This is a genomic window from Rhodosalinus sp. FB01 (assembly GCF_041365715.1).
Lineage (GTDB): Bacteria > Pseudomonadota > Alphaproteobacteria > Rhodobacterales > Rhodobacteraceae > Rhodosalinus.
In genome coordinates this window covers 462,243-482,383 of record NZ_JBGFSH010000001.1, presented here as the reverse complement: position 1 = coordinate 482,383, position 20,141 = coordinate 462,243, and the positions used below count along the sequence as shown (strand labels likewise).

Genomic DNA, 20,141 nt, shown 5'->3' with positions numbered 1-20,141 from the left:
CATGACGGAAATGGTCTATGGCTCCGTTCCGGTACGGGACGGCGAGCCCATTCTTTCGAAGTGGTGGCGCACGGTGGATCGCTGGACGATCTCCTGCGTGCTGATCCTTTTCGGCATCGGCCTGCTTCTGGGGTTCGCCGCCTCGCCGCCGCTCGCGGCGCGCAATGGCTTCGACGCCTTCCACTACGTCGAGCGGCAGGCGATTTTCGGGGTCGCGGCGCTCCTGGCCATGCTCGCGGTCTCCATGATGACCCCCCACACCGTGCGGCGCCTCGCCGTGCTGGGCTTTCTCGCCGCCTTCGTGGCGCTCGTCTTCCTGCCCGTCTTCGGCACCGATTTCGGCAAGGGGGCCGTGCGCTGGTACTCGCTCGGTTTCGCCTCGGTGCAGCCCTCGGAGTTCCTCAAGCCCGCCTTCGTCGTGGTCGCCGCCTGGCTCGTCGCGGCCAGCCAGGAGATCAACGGTCCGCCGGGGCGCACGTGGTCCTTCGCGCTGACCGTCGCCATCGTGCTCATGCTCGCGCTTCAGCCCGATTTCGGGCAGGCCGCGCTGGTGCTTTTCGGGTGGGGCGTGATCTACTTCGTGGCCGGGGCGCCGCTTTTCATCCTGGCCGGCATCGCGGGGATCGTGGTGCTGGCGGGCTCGGTCGCCTATTCCGGCTCGGAGCATTTCGCCCGCCGCATCGACGGCTTCCTCGCCCCCGAGGTCGATCCCAACACCCAGCTCGGCTTCGCCACCAACGCGATCCGCGAGGGCGGCTTCTTCGGGGTCGGCGTGGGCGAGGGGCAGGTGAAATGGTCGCTGCCCGACGCGCACACCGATTTCATCATCGCGGTCGCGGCCGAGGAATACGGGCTTGTCCTCGTGTTCGTTCTCATCGCGCTCTACACCACGGTGGTCGTGCGCGCCTTCTCGCGGCTGATGCGCGAGCGTGACCCGTTCATCCGCCTGGCCGGAACCGGGCTTGCCGCGATGTTCGGTGTGCAGGCCATGATCAACATGGGCGTGGCGGTGCGGTTGCTGCCCGCCAAGGGCATGACGCTGCCCTTCGTGAGTTACGGCGGATCGTCGATCATCGCCACCGGGATCGCGATGGGCATGCTGCTCGCCTTCACGCGGACACGCCCGCAGGGCGAGATCGGCGAGCTGTTGCGGGGCAGGCTGCGGTGAGCGCCGCGCCGCTTCTCGTCATGGCCGCGGGCGGCACGGGCGGGCACATGTTTCCCGCCCAGGCGCTCGCCGAGGAGATGCTGCGCCGCGGCTGGCGCGTGAAGCTTTCCACCGACGATCGCGGTGCGCGCTACACCGGCGGCTTCCCGCACAGCGTTCAGATCGACGAGATCGCGAGCGCGAGCGTCTCGCGCGGCGGCGCGCTGGCCCGGGCCGCGGCGCCCTTCCGGATCGCGCAGGGCGTGGTGACGGCGATCCTCGCCATGCGCGGCGACCGCCCTCTCGTGGTGGTCGGCTTCGGCGGCTACCCGACGATCCCCGCGCTGTCGGCGGCGGTGGCCCTGGGCATCCCGCGCATCATCCACGAGCAGAACGGCCTGCCGGGGCGGGTGAACGCGCTTTTCGCCAGGCGGGTGGACGCGGTCGCCTGCGGCACCTGGCCCACGGCGCTGCCCGGCGGCATCGAGGGCATCCATGTGGGCAACCCCGTACGCGGCGCCGTGCAGGAGCGGGCCGGCGCGCCTTACATCCCGCCCGGCGACTACCCGATGTCGCTTCTTGTGATCGGGGGTAGCCAGGGCGCGCGCATCCTGTCCGACACGGTGCCCGCGGCGGTGGCGCGCCTGCCCGAGGCGCTGCGCGCCCGGCTGCGGGTCAGCCATCAGGCCCGCGAGGAGGACCGGGCGCGCGTCGCGGGCTTCTATGCCGGGAATGGCATCGATGCCGAGGTTCGCCCCTTCTTCAACGACGTGCCCCGCCGGATGAGCGAGGCGCAGCTCGTCATCAGCCGCGCCGGCGCCTCCTCGGGGGCCGATATCGCGGCGATCGGGCGGCCCGCGATCCTCGTGCCCTATGCCGCCGCCACGGCGGATCATCAGACCGCGAACGCCCGCGCGCTCACCGAGGCCGGGGGCGCGATCCGCATCCCCGAATCGAAGCTTTCGCCGGAAAGCCTGTCCGAGCAGATCCGCCTGGTGCTGGACAATCCCGAGGGGGCGACCCAGATGGCCGCCGCCGCGCTGTCCTGCGCGGTGCCCGACGCGGTGGAGCGGCTTGCGGGCATGGTCGAGGAACTGGCGGTGAAAGGACAGCGATGAGCGCGGCGACCAAACTTCCCACCGATGTCGGGCCGATCCATTTCGTGGGCATCGGCGGCATCGGCATGTCGGGCATCGCCGAGGTGCTGGTCAATCACGGCTACACCGTGCAGGGGTCCGACCTGAAGCAAAGCCCGATCACCGAGCGGCTGGCCGGCATGGGCGTGCGCGTCTTCGAGGGCCAGCGCGCCGGAAACCTCGACGACGCGGAGGTCGTGGTGATCTCCTCGGCCATCAAGCCCGGCAACGCGGAACTCGACGAGGCGCGCCGGCGCGGCCTTCCGGTGGTGCGCCGCGCAGAGATGCTGGCCGAGCTCATGCGGCTCAAGTCGAACGTCGCGGTGGCCGGAACCCACGGCAAGACCACGACGACGACCCTCGTGGCGACGCTGCTCGATGCGGGCGGGCTCGATCCCACGGTGATCAATGGCGGGATCATCCACGCCTACGGCTCCAACGCGCGGATGGGGCAGGGCGAGTGGATGGTGGTCGAGGCCGACGAATCCGACGGTACCTTCAACCGCCTTCCCGCCACCATCGCCATCGTCACCAACATCGACCCCGAGCACATGGAGCACTGGGGCGATTTCGCGCGGCTGAAGCAGGGCTTCCAGGACTTCGTCTCCAACATCCCCTTCTACGGGCTCGCCGTGCTCTGCACCGACCACCCCGAGGTGCAGGCGCTCGCCGGGCGGCTGACCGATCGGCGGGTGCTGACCTACGGGTTCAACGCGCAGGCCGACGTGCGGGCGGTGAACCTGCGTTACGAGCGCGGCGAGGCGCATTTCGACGTCGCGCTCCAGGCCGAGGGCAGGATGATCGAGGGCTGCCGGCTGCCCATGCCCGGCGAGCACAACGTCTCCAACGCGCTGGCCGCGGTGGCAGTGGCGCGCCATCTCGGCATCAGCCGGGCGGGCATCCGCGACGCGCTCGCCGCCTTCCGCGGCGTGAACCGCCGGTTCACGAAGGTGGGCGAGGTCGGCGGCGTGACGATCATCGACGATTACGGCCATCACCCGGTGGAGATCGCGGCCGTGCTCCGCGCCGCGCGCCAGAGCGGCGAGGGTCGCGTGATCGCGGTGCACCAGCCGCATCGTTACACCCGCCTCTCCTCGCTCTTCGAGGATTTCTGCGGCTGCTTCAACGAGGCCGACGTGGTCGCCATCGCCGAGGTCTACGCCGCCGGAGAAGACCCTGTCGCGGGCGCCTCGCGCGACGACCTGGTGGCCGGCCTCATCCGCCACGGTCACCGGCACGCCCGCGCCATCGGCGGCGAGGAGGACCTGGTGCGGCTCGTCCGCGAAGAGGCGCAGCCGGGGGACATGGTGGTCTGCCTCGGCGCGGGCAGCATCTCCGCCTGGGCCAACGCGCTGCCCGCGCGGCTCGGGGGGTGACGGTGGCGGCCGCCGCGCACGCGCACCGCACCGGGCCGGGTCTGCCGGCCGCCCCCGGCGTGGCGGAGAGCGCGGCTGTCGCGATCGATCGATCCGGCGGCGCGATCTCGCCACGGCCCGGCCTGCCGGCCCACGGGCCACGCGTCTTCGAAGATGCGTTCGACGGGCGCGGGAGGCCAGGCGCCGCGCGCAGGCGCGCCTCCGGAGCGACCCGCGCAAGCGCGACCCCCGTGGCGCGCCCCTTCGGATCGGGCGTGCCCGCGACTTGCCGCGCGGCCGGGGGGACGCCATGACGCTGTCGCTCACGCTCGCCTGCCTCTGGGTCGTGCTGGCCAACGTCGCGGGGATGCTCCCCTCGCGGGACAATCACTGGACTCGGGCCTACTGGCTGATCGCCGCGGGCATTCCGATCCTGGGCTTCGTCACCTACGAGAACGGGCCCTGGGCGGGGCTTATCGCGCTCGCGGCGGGGATGAGCGTGCTGCGCTGGCCGGTCTGGTATCTCTGGCGCAGCGTCGCGGCCCGCCTCGGGCCGCCGCGGGGGCCGGACGGCGATGGGTAGCCTCGGCCCCGTCCTCGCCTATGGCGGCTGGGCGCTCGCGCCGCTCATGGCCTGGGTGGCGCTTGCCGCGGGGCTCGAGGGCAGGGCGGGGCGCTACCTCGCGCTCCTCGCCCTCTATTCCGGCTTCGCGCTCGTCACCTGGGCGGCGCTCGCGCGCAGCGAGGGCCCCGCTGTCGCGCCCGCCGCCGTCGCCATCGGCTGGGCGGGCGTGGCGGCCGTCTCCTCGGCGCTTTTCGCCTTCGGCCTCTGGGCCGGGCGGCGCGGGCGGTGAGCGCGGGTGCAGGCCGCGGCGCCCTTGCCCGTGGCGCCGGCGAACGTTATCGCAAAGCCGCCGGGGCCGGCACGGACCCGGCGACGGGAGACGCCGAGATGAGCCGAACCACAGCCCCGCCCCCCGCCGCCCTGCCCGAGGTCCGCGGGCGCCTGACGCAAGGCAAGCCCCTGTCGGAGCTCACCTGGCTTCGGGTGGGCGGGCCGGCGGAGTGGCTCTTCCAGCCCGCCGACACCGAGGATCTCGCGGCGTTCCTGAAGGCGCTCGACCCCGCGGTGCCGGTCTTTCCCATGGGCGTGGGCTCCAACCTCATCGTGCGGGACGGTGGCGTGCGTGGCGTGGTGATCCGCCTCGGGCGCGGATTCAACCACATCCGGATCGAGGACGGCTGCGTCATCGCCGGGGCCGCCGCGCTCGACGCCCATGTGGCGCGGCGCGCGGCGGAGGCGGGGCGCGACCTGACCTTCCTGCGCACCATACCCGGCGCGATCGGCGGCGCGGTGCGCATGAATGCCGGCTGCTACGGCACCTATGTCGCGGACCGGTTCGTGGAGGCGACCGCAGTGACGCGCGCGGGCGAGGTCGTGACGCTGGGGCCGGGCGAGCTGAATTTCCGCTACCGCCAGACCGACCTGCCGGAGGGATCGGTGATCACGGAGGCCGTGTTCGAGGCGCCCGCGGGCGCGCCCGAGGCGCTGCGCGCGCGGATGGAGGAACAGCTGGCCCGCCGCGACGCCACGCAACCCACCCGGGCGCGCAGCGCGGGCTCCACCTTCCGCAACCCGGCGGGGTTTTCCTCCACCGGGCGGGCCGACGACACCCATGAGCTCAAGGCCTGGAAGCTCATCGAGGAGGCGGGGATGCGCGGCGCGCGGCACGGCGGCGCGGCGATGTCGGAGAAGCACGCCAATTTCCTGACCAACGCGGGCGGGGCCACGGCCGCCGAGCTCGAGGGGCTGGGCGAACGCGTCCGAAAAAGGGTTTTCCACAACAGCGGAATAGAGCTAGAGTGGGAAGTCATGAGGGGCGGCGAAACGGCCCCTGAAACAGGCACGATCCAGTTCGATAAAGACAAGTCCTGACCGGGCTTCTGCCCGGGGACCAGGCGGAACGACACGGGCGCGAACGCCCGGGGCATTGAGGCGAGGGTATGTCGAGCAGGACAACCCCGAATGTGGCGGTGTTGATGGGCGGCATGTCCGCAGAGCGCGAGGTGTCGCTGTCCTCGGGCCGCGAATGCGCGTCGGCGCTGCGCTCCGAGGGATTCCGCGTCGTCGAGATCGACGCGGGCCCCGACCTGCCCGCACGGCTCGCCGAGGCTCGGCCCGGCGTGGTGTTCAACGCGCTGCACGGCCGCTGGGGCGAGGACGGCTGCGTGCAGGGCCTGCTGGAGTGGATGCGGCTGCCCTACACGCATTCCGGCGTGCTGGCCTCGGCGCTCGCCATGGACAAGCAGCGCTCCAAGGAGGTCTTCGCGGCGGCGGGGCTGCCGGTGGCCGAGAGCGTCCTCGCGCCCCGGGACGAGGCGCGGGCGCGCCACGTCATGACCCCGCCCTACGTGGTCAAGCCCAACGACGAAGGATCCTCGGTCGGGATCTACATCGTCGACGCGGCGGCCGACGCGCCGCCCGCGCTCTCCGACGAGATGCCCGAGACCGTCATGGTGGAAGCCTTCGCGCCCGGACGGGAACTGACGACCACGGTGATGGGCGGCCGGTCCCTGGCCGTGACCGACATCCTGACCGACGGCTGGTACGACTATGCCGCCAAGTACGCGCCCGGCGGCTCGCGCCACGTCGTGCCCGCCGAGATCCCCGAGGAGATCGCGGCGCTCTGTCTCGACCACGCGCGCCGGGCCCACGAGGTGCTGGGCTGTCGCGGTGTGTCGCGCACGGATTTCCGCTGGGACGAGGCGAAGGGCGCTGACGGACTCGTGGTGCTGGAACTCAACACGCAGCCCGGCATGACGCCCACCTCGCTCAGCCCCGAACAGGCCCGCGCCGTGGGGATGAGCTTTGGCGAGATGTGCCGCTGGATGGTGGAGGACGCCTCATGCGACCGCTGACGCGCTGGGTGCGGCAGGGCGATCCGGCGCCGTCGCGCCTGGCCTACCGGATGGAACGGCTGATGCTGACGCCGCTCTTCCGCGTCGCGTTGCGCCTGGGCGTGCCGCTCGTCGCCGTGGTCGCCGCGGGGGCGGTCTATTTCTCCGACGCGGCGCGGCGCGAGGCGATCGTCGGCGCCGTGGCCAACCTGCGCCACGCGATCGAGAGCCGGCCCGAGTTCCGGGTGGACCTCATGGCAATCGACGGCGCGAGCGCGGGCGTGGCAGCCGATATCCGCGAAATCCTCCAGGTCGATTTCCCGACGACGAGCTTCGATCTGGATCTCGATGCCATGCGCGCCCAGGTCCTCGAGCTTTCCCCGGTGGAGGCGGTCGCGCTGCGCATCCGGCCGGGCGGCATCCTGCAGGTGGACGTGACCGAACGCGTGCCCGCGGTGGTCTGGCGGCACCGCGACGGGCTCGATCTGCTCGATGCCGGTGGCGCGCTTGTCCACCCGGTCGACTCGCGCGCCGCGCGCGCCGACCTGCCGCTGGTGGCCGGTGAAGGGGCCGACGCCGCGGTGGCCGAGGCGCTCGCGCTCGTCGCCGCCGCCCGTCCCCTGCACGAGCGGTTCCGCGGCCTCGTCCGGGTGGGCGAACGGCGCTGGGACGTGGTTCTGGACCGCGGCCAGCGCATCCTGCTGCCGCCGACGGGCGCGCGCCGCGCGCTCGAGCGCGCGATCGCCATGGACCAGGCCGAGGACCTTTTTGCCCGCGATGTCGCGGCCGTCGACATGCGCCTGCCGGCGCGGCCGACGATCCGGCTGAACGCGGGCGCGGTGGAAGAGCTGCGCCGGATCCGGGCGCTGCAATGGGGAGAGGAGTGAGACGCCCATGATCGAGCTGTACGAGTCCCAGCGCGCCATGCGCAACATGCGTCGCGCCGCGATGCAGCGCGGCGTGGTGGCCATCCTCGACGTGGGCAGCTCTAAGATCGCATGCCTGGTGCTGCGCTTCGACGGGACCGCCGGGCGTGTGGGCGACGGCGTGGGCTCGCTTGCCGGGCAGGCCGGGTTCCGCGTGATCGGGGCGGCCACGACCCGCTCGCGCGGGGTGCGCTTCGGCGAGATCGACGCGATGGCCGAGACCGAGCGCGCGATCCGCACCGCCGTGCAGGCCGCCCAGAAGATGGCGCAGATCCGGGTGGATCACGTGATCGCCTGCTTCTCGGGAGCGGGGCCGCGCTCCTACGGGCTGGCGGGAGAGGTCGAGCTGGAGGGGCCGATGGTGACGGAGCAGGACGTGGCCCGCGCCCTTTCCTCCTGCGAGGTGCCCGAATTCGGGACGGGCCGCGAGGTGCTGCACGCCCAGCCGGTCAACTTCGCGCTGGACCACCGCACCGGCCTCGGCGATCCCCGCGGCCAGATCGGAAACCGCCTCGCCTGCGACATGCACATGCTGACCGTGGATGCGCAGGCGGTCCAGAACCTCGCCTACTGCATGAAACGCTGCGACCTCGAGCTTGCGGGGCTGGCCTCGTCGAGCTACTGCGCCGGTCTATCCGCGCTGGTGGAAGACGAACAGGAACTCGGCGCGGCCTGCATCGACATGGGCGGCGGCGCGACGGGCGTGTCGATCTTCATCAAGAAGCACATGATCTTCGCCGACGCGGTGCGCATGGGCGGCGATCACGTCACCGGCGACATCTCGATGGGCCTCCAGATCCCGACGGCGAACGCCGAGCGGATCAAGACCTTCTACGGCGGTGTCGTGGCGACCGGCATGGACGACCGCGAGATGATCGAGATCGGCGGCGATACGGGAGACTGGGAACACGACCGCCGCACCGTCTCGCGCGCGGAGCTGATCGGGATCATGCGCCCGCGGGTCGAGGAGATCCTCGAGGAGGTGCGCGCGCGCCTCGACGCGGCGGGCTTCGACCATCTGCCCTCCCAGCAGATCGTGCTTACCGGTGCGGCAAGCCAGATCCCCGGTCTCGACGGGCTGGCGAGCCGCATCCTCGGCCAGCAGGTGCGCCTTGGGCGGCCCTTGCGCGTGCATGGCCTGCCGCAGGCGGCCACCGGTCCCGGGTTCGCCGGCGTCGTCGGCCTCGCCCTCTTTGCCGCGCATCCGCAGGACGAGTGGTGGGATTTCGAGATCCCGGTGGAACGGTATCCGGCGCGCAGCCTGCGCCGGGCAGTAAAATGGTTCCGCGACAACTGGTGACCGCAAGATGTCGCAATATGAGCGAAATCCCGCGAAAATGCGCCGCGGGGCATCCATATTTGGGGCTTTTCAGGCGTTTTTTGCGTGACGAAGCGGCACAGTCCCGGTAGACTCGCGTGAGGACAGGCAGAATTCCGACCCGAAACGAGGTCGGTCCTCGAAAAAAGCAGGCGGACAGATCGATGACACTCACCCTCTCGGTCCCGGGGCAGGACGAACTGAAGCCCCGCATCACGGTCTTCGGCGTCGGCGGCGCCGGGGGTAACGCGGTCAACAACATGATCGACAAGCAGCTCGGCGGCGTCGACTTCGTGGTCGCGAACACCGACGCGCAGGCGCTGCAGCAGTCGAACGCGGAACACCGCGTCCAGCTTGGCGTGAAGGTGACCGAAGGGCTGGGCGCCGGCGCGCGGGCGACGGTGGGCGCCAAGGCGGCAGAGGAGTCGATCGAGCAGATCGTGGACCACCTCGCGGGGGCGCACATGTGCTTCATCACCGCCGGGATGGGCGGGGGCACCGGCACCGGCGCGGCGCCGATCATCGCGCAGGCCGCGCGGGAACTCGGCGTGCTGACCGTGGGCGTGGTGACGAAGCCCTTCCAGTTCGAGGGCGTGAAGCGGATGCGCCAGGCCGAGGAGGGTGTCGAGGCGCTTCAGAAGGTGGTGGACACGCTCATCATCATTCCCAACCAGAACCTCTTCCGCCTCGCCAACGAGAAGACGACCTTCACCGAGGCGTTCAGCCTCGCCGACGACGTGCTCTACCAGGGCGTGAAGGGCGTGACCGACCTCATGGTCCGCCCGGGCCTGATCAACCTCGACTTCGCGGATGTTCGCGCGGTGATGGACGAGATGGGCAAGGCGATGATGGGCACCGGCGAGGCCGAGGGCGAGGATCGCGCGATCCAGGCGGCCGAAAAGGCGATCGCCAACCCGCTGCTCGACGAGATCAGCCTGCGCGGCGCCAAGGGCGTCCTGATCAACATCACCGGCGCGCACGATCTCACGCTGTTCGAACTCGACGAGGCCGCCAACCGCATCCGCGAAGAGGTCGACCCCGAGGCGAACATCATCGTGGGCGCCACCCTCGACACCGAGATGGCGGGCGTCATGCGGGTGAGCGTCGTGGCGACAGGCATCGACGCGAGCGATGCCTCGCTCGAGGTTCCGGTGCCGCGCCGCTCGCTCGCGCGCCCGCTCACGCAGGAAGAGGCGGTCGCGCCCGACTGGGAAGACGCCCCCGCCGCCGACACGCCGCGCGTGGCCGCGACCGGCGAAGAGCCCTCGCTCTTCGAGGCACCGCCGGACGACGACGCGGCAGGCGAAGGCCATGTCGACGAAGACGATGTTCCGCCGCCGGCCTACCAGCCGGATGTGGCGCGCTTCGAGCCGCGCGAGGACACGATCGAGGCCGATCCCGAAGCCTTCGTCGCCCCGCGCGCCCCGGCGCCCGGAACCCCGTCGCCCGAGGCGATGGACCGCCTGCGCGCGGCCGTGCGCCGCGGGGGCAGCGACTCCGCGCCGGGTGCGGCCCCCGCGCAGGATGCGCGGCCCGCCCCCGCCGCCTCGGGCGATCGCAGCCGCTTCGGTCTGGGCTCCCTCATCGACCGGATGACGGGGCACGAGAACGCGGACCGCGCGAGCGGCGGTGCACAGGCCGCGCGCCGCACGCCGCCGGTTCAGGCCGCGCGCCCGGCCGAGGCGCAGGAGCCCGCCCCGTCGAGCGAGCAGGACCCCGACCAGGAGCGGATCGAGATCCCGGCCTTCCTGCGGCGGCAGGCGAACTGAGCGGCAAATCCGCAACAGCGCGAAATCGGCCGGCCCTCGGGCCGGCCTTTTCGTTTCCGAAACATCATGATTATCAGGGGCTTGCGGTGAGTTTTTCACCGTAGGCGGGTTCATGCCGTCGCGGCGGGCGCCATGTTTCAGCCCGTTAGAAAGATTGAATTGAGCACACCCGCGCCCTCCGGTTACCACCATCCCGTCCAGGAAGGTGCATGCGCTCGACGGGATCCGTCACGCCGCACGCTTTGAACGAACAGGTTTCGGGGGTCCAGTTGCAGACCACACTCAAATCAGAGTTGCGCTTCGAAGGCCTGGGCCTGCACTCGGGCCGGCTGGCGAGGATGACGATCCGCCCCGCCTCGGCCGAGCATGGCATCTGGTTTCGGCGCTCCGACATTCTGGTCGGTGACGCGCTGGTTCCGGCGCGGTGGGACGCGGTGGAGCCGACGGCGCTTTGCACGCGGCTGCGCAACCGTGCGGGCGTCACCGTGTCCACGGTGGAGCATGTCATGGCCGCGCTCGCCGGGACGGGCATACAGAACGCGTTGATCGAGATCGACGGGCCCGAGGTGCCGATCCTCGACGGCTCGTCCGCGCCGTTCGTCCAGGCGATCCTGTCCCGCGGCGTGCGCAGGCTTCACGCGCCAGTGCGCGCGTTCGAGGTGCTCCGGGAGGTGCGCGTCGAGACGGGGGCGGGCTGGGCCATGCTGTCGCCCGACGACCGTTTGCGGATCGCGTTCGAGATCGATTTCGAGGACGCGGCGATCGGCGCGCAGGCGCTGTCGCTCGACATGTCGAACGGGACCTTCGTGCGCGAACTGTGCGACAGCCGGACCTTCTGCCGGCAGGCCGACGTGGACGCGATGCGCGAGCAGGGCCTCGCGCTTGGCGGCACGCTGGAAAACGCGGTGGTGGTGGACGGCCCGCGGGTGCTGAGCCCTGGCGGCCTGCGCCACGCCGACGAGCCCGTGCGCCACAAGATGCTGGATGCGCTTGGGGATCTCGCGCTCGCCGGGGCGCCGATACTGGGCCGCTACACCGGGCACCGGGCCGGCCACGCGATGACCAACGCGCTTCTGCACCGCCTGTTCGCGGAAACGGACGCCGTGCGCCTCGTGGCCTGCGACGCGGATACGGCGGCACGGCTGCCGGGTGTGGGGGCCGCGCTGGCGGAAATCTCCGCGGTGGCGTGAGGCGCGCCGTCCAGCCTGGGCGCCGCCGCGCCGCCGGTGGATGCTCAAAGCCGTTTTGCCTCGTTTCTTTATGTGCTAGGACCGGCGCGTCCGGCCGGGCCGGACCGGAACCGGACAACCCGGACAGAGGTGAACGAGCATGACGGGCAAGGCGATACTGTCCAGAACGACCGCGGCGGCGCTGCTTGCCGTGCTCCTGGCAGGTTGCGGCGGTGGAGGCGGCGCCGAGCGGGGCGGCTTTCTTGGCAGCAACGCGCCGCTCGAGTCGTTTTCGGCCCAGCAGATCTACGAGCGCGGCGAATACGAACTGCAGCGCGGACGCGAGGAAGACGCGGCCTTCTACTTCTCCGAGGTGGAGCGGCTTTATCCCTATTCCGAATGGGCGGAGCGTGCGCTCATCATGCAGGCGTACGCCTGGCACCAGGATCGCAGCTACGAGGAGTCGCGCGCCGCGGCACAGCGCTACATCGATTTCTACCCCGCCGAAGAGGATGCCGCCTACGCCCAGTACCTGCTGGCTCTGAGCTACTACGACCAGGTCGAGGACGTGGGCCGCGACCAGGGCGTGACCTTCCAGGCGCTGCAGTCCCTGCGCGAGGTGATCGAACGTTATCCCGACAGCGAATACGCCCGGTCCGCGATCCTGAAATTCGACCTCGCCTTCGACCACCTCGCCGGCAAGGAGATGGAAGTCGGCCGCTACTACCTGAAGCGCGGCCATTACGCCGCCGCGATCAACCGGTTCCGCGTGGTGGTGGAGGATTTCCAGACGACGACCCACACGCCGGAGGCGCTGCACCGGCTGGTGGAGTCCTACCTGTCCCTCGGCCTGACCGACGAGGCGCAATCGGCAGGGGCAATCCTGGGCTACAACTACCGCGCGACCGACTGGTACGAGGACAGCTTCGCGCTGCTGACCGGGCGCGGGCTCGAGGCGCGGGCGCAGGGCGACAACTGGCTTGCCGCCATCTACCGCCAGGTCGTGCGCGGCGAATGGCTCTGATCGGGATGCCGGGCGGCTGAATGCCGCCCGCGCCCTTCGACCCCATGCTGCGCACCCTCGACATCCGCGACATGCTGATCATCGACCGGCTGGAGCTTGCCTTCGAGCCCGGCCTGAACGTGCTGACGGGCGAGACCGGGGCGGGCAAGTCGATCCTGCTCGACTGCCTGGGCTTCGTGCTGGGCTGGCGCGGCCGCGCCGAGCTTGTCCGCGAGGGCGCCTCGGAGGGCGAGGTGACGGCGGTGTTCGCGCTGCCCCGCACCCACCCCGCCCGCGCCGTTCTGGACGAGGCGGGGCTCGAGACCGGTGACGAGTTGATCCTGCGGCGGGTGAACCGTACCGGTGGCCAGAAGACGGCCTGGGTGAACGATCGCCGGGTTTCCGGCGAGGTGCTGCGCCGGCTGTCGGAAACGCTGGTCGAGCTTCACGGCCAGCAGGACGATCGCGGCCTGCTCGACCCGCGCGGCCACCGGCCGATGCTCGACGACTTCGCCGCTCTCGGGTCCCTGAGCGCGGCCACGCGCGCGGCATGGACGGGCCGGCGCCGCGCGGCCGCCGCGCTGGAGGAGGCGGAGGAGGCGCTGGCCGCCGCTCGCGCGGAGGAGGAGTTCCTGCGCCACGCCGTGGCCGAGCTGGAGGATCTCGCGCCCGAGCCCGGCGAGGAAGAGGCGCTCGACGCGCGCCGCAGGCTCATGCAGGGGGCCGAGCGCACGCGCGAGGATGTGGCCCGCGCCCTTGCGGCCCTCGGCAATGACGGTGCGGAAGGGGCCATGGGCGATGCGCTGCGCTGGCTCGAGGGGGTGGCCGACCGCGCCGAGGGCCGGCTCGAGGCGCCGCTCGCCGCGTTGTCGCGGGCCATGGTGGAGCTGGGCGAGGCCGCATCGGGTGTGGAGGAGTGCCTCGAGGCCCTGGCCTTCGATCCGCTCGAGCTCGAGAGCGTGGAGGAGCGGCTCTTCGCCATCCGCGGCCTCGCGCGGAAGCATCAGGTGATGCCAGACGAGCTGCCCGAACTTGCCGGGACGCTGCGCGCGCGCCTCGATGCGCTCGACGCGGGCAGCGCGGATCTGGCGCGGCTGCGCGCGGCGCGGGAGGAGGCCGAGGCGGCCTACGCCGAGGCCGCCGACGCGCTCGGCGCGGCGCGGCGGGAGGCCGCCGGACGGCTCGACCGGGCGGTGGAGGCCGAGCTTGCGCCCCTGCGGATGGAGCGCGCGGCCTTCCGCACGGAGGTGACGGAGGCGCAGCCGGGGCCCGAGGGCCGCGACGCGGTTCAGTTCACCGTCGCCACCAACCCCGGCGCACCGTCGGGCCCGTTGAACCGCATCGCCTCGGGCGGAGAGCTGAGCCGTTTCCTCCTCGCCCTCAAGGTGTCGCTCGCCGCGCCCGAGGGGGGCGTGACCATGATCTTCGACGAGATCGATCGCGGCGTGGGCGGTGCCACGGCCGACGCGGTGGGCCGGCGCCTGAAGGAGCTGGCCTCGGCCGGGCAGGTTCTGGTGGTGACCCATTCGCCGCAGGTCGCCGCGCTCGGCCGTCACCACATGCGGGTCGAAAAGCGCGTGGAGGCGGACACGACCCGGTCCACCGTGATCCCGCTTTCGGGTGACGCGCGGGTGGACGAGCTTGCGCGCATGCTTTCCGGCGACCGGGTGACCGACGAGGCCCGGTCGGCGGCCCGCGCGCTTCTGTCGGGCTGAGCGGGTGTCCGGCCCGCCCGCCGGTGCCGGTCACCGACGCGGGCTGCGGCTCCGCGGGCCGATGTCCCGGACGGGCGCGTCCGCGGTCCCGTGAGCCGCGACGACGCGCGGCGCCGGTCTCGGGCGGCCGCGAGGCGGGCGCGCCGGAGGCGAAGCGCTCAGGGCTCCGGCACCAGCTTGCCGGGGTTGAGGATGTTCCGCGGGTCGAGGGCGCGCTTCAGGGTGCCCATGACCTGCCAGCCCTCGCCGTGCTCGGCAGCCATGTAGGACGTCTTGCCCATGCCGACCCCGTGCTCGCCCGTCGCGGTGCCGCCGAGCGCGAGGGCGCGCTCGACCATCCGGTGCTGAAGCCCCTTCGCCGCCTCGAGCTCCTCCGGGCGGTCGGGGTCCACGAGCAGCACCGCGTGGAAGTTGCCGTCGCCCACATGTCCGAGGATCGGACCCGGGACCGGGCCGGCGGCGATGTCGGCGCGCGTCGCCTCCACCGCCTCGGCCAGCCGCGATACCGGCACGCAGATATCGGTCACCAGCGCCCGCGCGCCCGGACGCTGCGCGAGGATCGCGTAATAGGCATTGTGGCGCAGGGCCCAGAGCGCGCTGCGCTCCTCGGCCTTGCGGGACCAGCGGAAGGCCGCGCCGCCATGCTCGGCCACGAGGGCGCCGAAGCTGTCCGCCTCGGCCTCCACCGTGGCGGGCGCGCCGTGAAGCTCGACCAGCAGATGCGGCCGTTCCGGCAGATCGACCCCGGCATAGGCGTTGAAGGCCGCCGCCGTGGCCGCGTCCACGAACTCGATCCGGGCCATCGGCAGCGCGCACTGGATGGTCTCGATCACGCAGGCCACCGCATCCTCCATCCGGTCGAAGGCGCAGATCCCGGCGGCCACCGCCTCGGGCTGGCCGTGCAGGCGCAGCGTGAGCGCGGTGATGAGGCCCAGCGTGCCCTCCGAGCCCAGCATGAGCGCCGTGAGGTCGTATCCCGAGGCCGATTTGCGGGCGCGCGAGCCCGTGCGGATCACCCGCCCGTCGGCCAGAACGACCTCGAGGCCCAGCACATTGTCGCGCATCGAGCCGTAGCGCACGGTCGTGGTGCCCGAGGCGCGCGTGGCCGCCATGCCGCCCAGCGAGGCGTTCGCACCGGGATCGACCGGGAAGAAAAGCCCGGTGTCGCGAAGCTCCCGGTTGAGCGCCTCGCGGGTCAGGCCCGGCTGCACCGTGCAGTCCATGTCCTCGGCGCGGATCTCGAGGATCCTGTCCATGCGGGCGAAATCCACCACGAGCCCGCCCCGCGCGGCGAGCGCGTGCCCCTCGAGCGAGGTGCCCGCCCCCCAACCGACGACCGGGCAGGCGTGGGCCGCGCAGATCCTGAGGATCTCCGCCACCTCCCCGGTGGTCTCGGGCCAGGCCACCGCGTCGGGCGGTGTCGGGGGAAAGTGGCTCTCGGAGCGGCCATGCGCCTCCAGATCGGGGTTGGAGCGGCTCAGGCGTTCGCCTAGTAAGGACAACAGGGCTTCGAGCGCGTCAGGGAAGGGCATGTCAGGGCTCCGGCAATCGCGGCAAATCCTAGGGCGTCCCAGCGGGCGGGGAAAGGCGCGTGCACCGCGCCGTCTCGTCACGCGCTGAGGCGGGCATGGAGGAGGACCCGCGCCGCCCGATCCTGCGAGAGCTCTCCGAGATGCGGGCGTCGTTCCGCCAGGGCTGGCAGCTCTTGCGCCAGCGCGGTCCCAGCCAGATCCAGTTCTGGTTCATCGCGCTGCTCGTCGGATCGGCGGCGGGGGGAGCCGCGGTCCTTTTCCGCTTCGGCATCAACGAGTTGCAGAGCCTCGCCTACGGCACCGAGGACCTGCACATGCTGCACAGCTTCGCCGAGACGCTGGACTGGTGGTGGGTGCTGACGGTGCCGGTGCTGGGCGGGCTCGCCGTGGGGGTGCTGCTGCATCTCTTCACCCCCGACGGGCGCGTGCGCTCGGTGGCCGACGTCATCGAGGGCGCGGCGCTCAACGACGGCCGGGTGGAACGGCGCGCGGGGCGCACCTCTGCGCTCTGTTCGCTGATCACGCTCTCGACCGGGGGCTCGACGGGGCGCGAGGGGCCGGTGGTGCATATCGCCGCGCTGATCTCCACCGCGGTGTCCAACGCGATCCGGGCCGACGGGATCACCGGGCGCGATCTTCTGGGCTGCGCCGTGGCGGCCGCGGTCTCGGCCTCTTTCAACGCGCCGATCGCGGGCGCGCTCTTCGCGATGGAGGTGATCCTGCGCCACTTCGCGCTCCACGCCTTCGCGCCCATCGTGATCGCCAGCGCGGCGGGCACGGTCATCGGCCGGCTGGCCTTCGGCGACGTCACCAACTTCGTCCTGCCCGGCGGCTCGGCGCTCGAGTTCTACATCGAGATGCCGGCCTTCCTGCTGCTCGGTCTCGTCTGCGGCTTCGTCGGGGTGATGACGATGCGGGCGATCTTCCTGGCCGAGGATGTCGGAACCCGCCTCCAGCGCGGCACCGGGATGCCGGTCTGGCTGCGCCCGGCCTGCGCGGGTCTTCTGCTCGGCGGGATCGCGATCTTCTTTCCGCACATCATCGGGGTGGGCTACGAGACGACGACGGCGGCGCTCACGGGCCAGCTTCTTCTGCACGAGGCGATCGCCTTCACCATCGTCAAGGTGATCGCGGTCGCGGTGACCATGGGGGGCCGGATGGGTGGCGGCGTCTTCTCGCCATCGCTGATGCTGGGCGCGCTCACCGGGCTGGCCTTCGGCATCGTCGCCACCGGCATCTTCCCCGAGGTGTCGGGAAGCCCCACGCTCTACGCGCTCGCGGGGATGGGGGCGGTGGCCGCGGCGGTGCTGGGGGCGCCGATCTCCACCACGCTCATCGTGTTCGAACTGACCGGCGACTGGCAGACGGGCCTTGCGGTGATGGTCTCGGTCTCGACGTCCACCGCGCTTGCCTCGCGGCTGGTGGACCGCTCCTTCTTCCTCACGCAGCTCGAGCGGCGGGGCGTGCACCTCGCGGCCGGCCCGCAGGAATATCTGCTGCAGATGTTCCGCGTGGCCGGCGTCATGCGGGGGCCGCTCGACGATCAGGCGGCCGACGAAGATCGCTGCTGGGAGCTTGTCCGGAGCGGCGTCTACGTGGACGCCAACGCCACGCTCGACGCGGCGATGCCGATCTTCGAGAAATCGGGCCTGCCCTTCATTCCCGTGGTGACGCTGTCGGGCGAGGGCAAGGCGCCGGAGCTTCAGGGCGCGCTCTTTCACGTGGATGCGCTCAGGGCCTACAACCGGGCGCTCGCCGCCACGGCGCAGGAAGAGCATTCCTGAGCGCGGCGTGACCGGAGCGAGCGCCGCGGCGCGGGTGGGCGCCGCGCAGGGGCGACCGCCTGGGCTCCGCGCCGGGCTCCGGGTGAAGGCGAACGCGACGCGGCCCGTGCCGGCGCGGCTTACAGGCGCTCCACCGTCACCACGTCGGACTCGTAAAAGGCGACATGCCCCGCGATCTCGGAAACGCCGTCGAGGGGCGCCTCGTAGGACCATGCCGCATCGGGAATCGTCGTGGATTTCGTGACGATCGAGAACCAGCTCGCATCGCCCTTGTGGGGGCAATGGCTGCTGCGCTCGGTGGGCTCCAGGAACGCCATCGCGAGATCCTCGCGGGGGAAGTAGATCACGGGGGCATGGCCCTCTTCGTCCAGTTCGAGCGCCGCGCTCGACTCGCCCAGGACCGCGCCGCCCGCGCGCACGCTCCATTTTCCCTGAGCCGGCCTGATGATGATCCTGGCCATGCGGTTCTCCCTCGTGTTTTCGCCGCGCTGCGCGCCTGCTGCGGCGTTGGCTGGCGTCGGCCTGTTTCCTGCCCGCGGGCTGCGCCTCAGATCGGCGCGGTGGCGGCATCCAACCATGTTTTCGCGGCGCTGCCCAGCCTTGGGCCGATCTTGGATCGCACCAGCGCATGATAGGCGTTGAGCCACGCCCGCTCGGGGCCATGCAGCATCTCCGCCTCCACGAGGCGGCGCTCGAAGGGCACATAGGTCAGCGTGTGGAAACGCAGCATCTTCGCCACGCTGCCGCCCGGGAGTTCCGGTGCGTCCTCGACCACGATCAGGTTCTCCAGCCGGATGCCGAAGGCGCCCTCCCTGTAGAAGCCGGGCTCGTTGGAAAGGATCATGCCGGGCAGGAGTTCGGCCTCGCCGGCGCGCGCGATTTTCTGCGGCCCCTCGTGAACGGACAGGTAGGCGCCGACGCCGTGGCCGGTTCCGTGGGCATAGTCCTGCCCGGCCAGCCAGAGCGGCATCCGCGCCAGCGCGTCCAGATCCCGCCCGGCGAGCCCGGCGGGCCAGCGCAGCCGCGACAGAGTGATGAGGCCCTGCAGCACGCGGGTGTAGCAGGCGCGCATCTCTTCGGTCGGCGTGCCGATGGCCACGGTCCGGGTGATGTCGGTGGTTCCGTCGAGATACTGACCGCCGCTATCCACGAGGTAAAGCTCGCCGGCCTTCAGCGGGCGGTTCGTCTCCTCGGTGACGCGGTAATGCATGATCGCGCCGTGCGGCCCCGCGCAGGAGATCGTGTCGAAGGAGATGTCCTCGAGCTTTCCGGTCGCGCGGCGGCTCTCTTCGAGTTTCGTGACGGCTTCGATCTCGGTCAGGCTGCCCGCCGGCTGATCGGCGAGCCAGGCGAGGAACTCGCACACGGCCGCGCCGTCGCGAAGATGCGCCTCGCCCGCGCCGCGGATCTCGGCCGCGTTCTTGCACGCCTTGGGCCGGACGCAGGGATCGGGGCCGCGTGCCACCTCCACGCCGGCCTCCTCGAGCGCGCGCAGCACCGCGAGCGGCGCGCTTGCCGGATCGATGCGGACCGGGCCGGACAGCTCGCCCAGGGCGGCGGCGAAGCGCTCCGGCCGGTGCGCGGCGACCTCGGGGCCCAAGTGGTCGCCCAGGCCCTCGAGCTTTTCCTCGGCCATGAAGAGATCCACCCGCCCGTCCTCGTGCAGGACGGCGAAGCCATGGGCGAGGGGGGCCCGCGGCACGTCGGACCCGCGGATGTTCAGAAGCCAGCAGATGGAGTCGGGCAGGGTGATCACCGCCGCGCGGTGTCCGGCGTCGCGAAGCTCGCGGCCGAGGCGCGCGCGCTTTTCCGCCGCCCCCTCCCCCGCGAGGTCGAGGGGGTGCGCGCGTGCCCGGCCGAGCGGCGGCGCGGGCTGGTCCTGCCAGATCCGGTCCACGAGGTTCGCCGTCTCGCGCAGGCTGACGCCGCTGCCCCGAAGCGCGGTTTCGAGCTTTTCCACCTGCTCGACGGTGTGAAGCCACGGGTCGATGCCCACCACGCCACCGTTGGGCAGCGTCTCGCGCAGCCAGTCCGACGGCTTGACCTCGGGCCAGTCGACCGGCGTGAAGTCCTCCGCCACCTGCGCCTTGACCTGCACCCGGTAGCGCCCGTCCACGAAGACGCCCGCCACCGAGGCCAGCACGACCGCAAAGCCGGCCGAGCCGGTGAACCCGGTCAGCCAGGACAACCGCTCGTCCCGGGGCGCGACATACTCGCCCTGATGTGCGTCCGCGCGCGGCACCCAGAACCCGTCGAGGCCCTCGCGGGCCATCTCCTCGCGCAGCCGCGCGAGGCGCGGCGGTCCCTGATCGGGCCGCGACGTGGCCTTGAAAGACTGAAGCATCCGCCCCTCCGCTGTGATCCGCGGCAACTTTGGGCATCCGCGCGG

General features: G+C 71.6%; 17 protein-coding genes. 14 read left to right on the top strand and 3 right to left on the bottom strand.

The genetic code is table 11. From position 1 onward, the window contains the following. Position 1 precedes the first annotated feature (1 nt). The 13 genes from ftsW to recN all read left to right on the top strand — a co-directional run bounded on the left by ftsW (position 2) and on the right by recN (position 14,436). A complete protein-coding gene (gene ftsW, locus AB6A65_RS02340) occupies positions 2-1,168 on the top strand; it encodes a putative lipid II flippase FtsW (protein ID WP_371036740.1) in 1,167 nt (388 codons plus the stop codon). A 20-nt stretch (positions 1,169-1,188) separates the two neighbouring features. Beyond that, positions 1,189-2,265: a UDP-N-acetylglucosamine--N-acetylmuramyl-(pentapeptide) pyrophosphoryl-undecaprenol N-acetylglucosamine transferase gene (locus AB6A65_RS02335; protein WP_371036811.1), complete on the top strand. Its 1,077-nt coding sequence runs from the start codon at positions 1,189-1,191 to the stop codon at positions 2,263-2,265. Further along, positions 2,262-3,659, top strand: a complete 1,398-nt coding sequence (gene murC / locus AB6A65_RS02330) for a UDP-N-acetylmuramate--L-alanine ligase (RefSeq protein ID WP_371036739.1) — start codon at positions 2,262-2,264, stop codon at positions 3,657-3,659. Before AB6A65_RS02335 ends, murC begins: the two co-directional genes overlap by 4 nt. Positions 3,660-3,948: 289 nt before the next feature. Continuing rightward, positions 3,949-4,221: a DUF2484 family protein gene (locus tag AB6A65_RS02325; protein WP_371036738.1), complete on the top strand. Its 273-nt coding sequence runs from the start codon at positions 3,949-3,951 to the stop codon at positions 4,219-4,221. Next, entirely contained in the window at positions 4,214-4,492 is a 279-nt protein-coding gene (locus AB6A65_RS02320; protein ID WP_371036737.1) for a hypothetical protein, read from the top strand. The genes AB6A65_RS02325 and AB6A65_RS02320 overlap by 8 nt, the downstream gene beginning before the upstream one ends. Before the next feature lie 98 nt (positions 4,493-4,590). Next, positions 4,591-5,574: a UDP-N-acetylmuramate dehydrogenase gene (gene murB, locus AB6A65_RS02315; protein ID WP_371036736.1), complete on the top strand. Its 984-nt coding sequence runs from the start codon at positions 4,591-4,593 to the stop codon at positions 5,572-5,574. Between the two features lie 68 nt (positions 5,575-5,642). Continuing rightward, entirely contained in the window at positions 5,643-6,557 is a 915-nt protein-coding gene (locus AB6A65_RS02310) for a D-alanine--D-alanine ligase (protein WP_371036735.1), read from the top strand. Further along, complete coding sequence (locus AB6A65_RS02305) at positions 6,545-7,423, top strand: cell division protein FtsQ/DivIB (protein ID WP_371036734.1); 879 nt, start codon at positions 6,545-6,547, stop codon at positions 7,421-7,423. Before AB6A65_RS02310 ends, AB6A65_RS02305 begins: the two co-directional genes overlap by 13 nt. A gap of 7 nt (positions 7,424-7,430) precedes the next feature. Further along, on the top strand, positions 7,431-8,762 hold the full coding sequence (ftsA, locus tag AB6A65_RS02300) for a cell division protein FtsA (protein WP_371036733.1): 1,332 nt from the start codon (positions 7,431-7,433) through the stop codon (positions 8,760-8,762). A 182-nt stretch (positions 8,763-8,944) separates the two neighbouring features. Beyond that, positions 8,945-10,549: a cell division protein FtsZ gene (ftsZ, locus tag AB6A65_RS02295; protein ID WP_371036732.1), complete on the top strand. Its 1,605-nt coding sequence runs from the start codon at positions 8,945-8,947 to the stop codon at positions 10,547-10,549. Between the two features lie 269 nt (positions 10,550-10,818). After that, on the top strand, positions 10,819-11,739 hold the full coding sequence (gene lpxC / locus AB6A65_RS02290; RefSeq protein ID WP_371036731.1) for a UDP-3-O-acyl-N-acetylglucosamine deacetylase: 921 nt from the start codon (positions 10,819-10,821) through the stop codon (positions 11,737-11,739). Between the two features lie 139 nt (positions 11,740-11,878). Next, positions 11,879-12,742, top strand: coding sequence for an outer membrane protein assembly factor BamD (locus AB6A65_RS02285; protein WP_371036730.1), 864 nt, complete (start codon positions 11,879-11,881; stop codon positions 12,740-12,742). 44 nt (positions 12,743-12,786) lie between these two features. Next, positions 12,787-14,436 carry a DNA repair protein RecN gene (gene recN, locus AB6A65_RS02280; RefSeq protein ID WP_371036810.1) on the top strand — a complete coding sequence of 550 codons (1,650 nt, stop codon included), beginning with the start codon at positions 12,787-12,789 and terminating at the stop codon, positions 14,434-14,436. Positions 14,437-14,594: 158 nt separating this feature from the next. On the opposite strand, the gene AB6A65_RS02275 is transcribed toward recN, so the two are convergent. After that, positions 14,595-15,968, bottom strand: a complete 1,374-nt coding sequence (locus tag AB6A65_RS02275) for an FAD-binding oxidoreductase (protein ID WP_371036729.1) — start codon at positions 15,966-15,968, stop codon at positions 14,595-14,597. A 95-nt stretch (positions 15,969-16,063) separates the two neighbouring features. Between AB6A65_RS02275 and AB6A65_RS02270 the strand changes: the two genes are divergently transcribed. Next, positions 16,064-17,752, top strand: coding sequence for a chloride channel protein (locus AB6A65_RS02270; RefSeq protein WP_371036728.1), 1,689 nt, complete (start codon positions 16,064-16,066; stop codon positions 17,750-17,752). A 119-nt stretch (positions 17,753-17,871) separates the two neighbouring features. On the opposite strand, the gene AB6A65_RS02265 is transcribed toward AB6A65_RS02270, so the two are convergent. Then, positions 17,872-18,213 carry a DUF427 domain-containing protein gene (locus AB6A65_RS02265; RefSeq protein ID WP_371036727.1) on the bottom strand — a complete coding sequence of 114 codons (342 nt, stop codon included), beginning with the start codon at positions 18,211-18,213 and terminating at the stop codon, positions 17,872-17,874. Positions 18,214-18,299: 86 nt separating this feature from the next. After that, complete coding sequence (locus tag AB6A65_RS02260) at positions 18,300-20,096, bottom strand: aminopeptidase P family protein (protein WP_371036726.1); 1,797 nt, start codon at positions 20,094-20,096, stop codon at positions 18,300-18,302. Positions 20,097-20,141: the final 45 nt, after the last annotated feature.

Excerpts from the sequence above, each read along its gene's own strand:
- ftsW (WP_371036740.1), top strand. The coding sequence starts at position 2 with ATGACGGAAATGGTCTATGGCTCCGTTCCGGTACGGGACGGCGAGCCC.
- AB6A65_RS02335 (WP_371036811.1), top strand. The coding sequence starts at position 1,189 with ATGGCCGCGGGCGGCACGGGCGGGCACATGTTTCCCGCCCAGGCGCTC.
- murC (WP_371036739.1), top strand. The coding sequence starts at position 2,262 with ATGAGCGCGGCGACCAAACTTCCCACCGATGTCGGGCCGATCCATTTC.
- AB6A65_RS02325 (WP_371036738.1), top strand. The coding sequence starts at position 3,949 with ATGACGCTGTCGCTCACGCTCGCCTGCCTCTGGGTCGTGCTGGCCAAC.
- AB6A65_RS02320 (WP_371036737.1), top strand. The coding sequence starts at position 4,214 with ATGGGTAGCCTCGGCCCCGTCCTCGCCTATGGCGGCTGGGCGCTCGCG.
- murB (WP_371036736.1), top strand. The coding sequence starts at position 4,591 with ATGAGCCGAACCACAGCCCCGCCCCCCGCCGCCCTGCCCGAGGTCCGC.
- AB6A65_RS02310 (WP_371036735.1), top strand. The coding sequence starts at position 5,643 with ATGTCGAGCAGGACAACCCCGAATGTGGCGGTGTTGATGGGCGGCATG.
- AB6A65_RS02305 (WP_371036734.1), top strand. The coding sequence starts at position 6,545 with ATGCGACCGCTGACGCGCTGGGTGCGGCAGGGCGATCCGGCGCCGTCG.
- ftsA (WP_371036733.1), top strand. The coding sequence starts at position 7,431 with ATGATCGAGCTGTACGAGTCCCAGCGCGCCATGCGCAACATGCGTCGC.
- ftsZ (WP_371036732.1), top strand. The coding sequence starts at position 8,945 with ATGACACTCACCCTCTCGGTCCCGGGGCAGGACGAACTGAAGCCCCGC.
- AB6A65_RS02285 (WP_371036730.1), top strand. The coding sequence starts at position 11,879 with ATGACGGGCAAGGCGATACTGTCCAGAACGACCGCGGCGGCGCTGCTT.
- recN (WP_371036810.1), top strand. The coding sequence starts at position 12,787 with ATGCTGCGCACCCTCGACATCCGCGACATGCTGATCATCGACCGGCTG.
- AB6A65_RS02275 (WP_371036729.1), bottom strand. The coding sequence starts at position 15,968 with ATGCCCTTCCCTGACGCGCTCGAAGCCCTGTTGTCCTTACTAGGCGAA.
- AB6A65_RS02270 (WP_371036728.1), top strand. The coding sequence starts at position 16,064 with ATGGAGGAGGACCCGCGCCGCCCGATCCTGCGAGAGCTCTCCGAGATG.
- AB6A65_RS02265 (WP_371036727.1), bottom strand. The coding sequence starts at position 18,213 with ATGGCCAGGATCATCATCAGGCCGGCTCAGGGAAAATGGAGCGTGCGC.
- AB6A65_RS02260 (WP_371036726.1), bottom strand. The coding sequence starts at position 20,096 with ATGCTTCAGTCTTTCAAGGCCACGTCGCGGCCCGATCAGGGACCGCCG.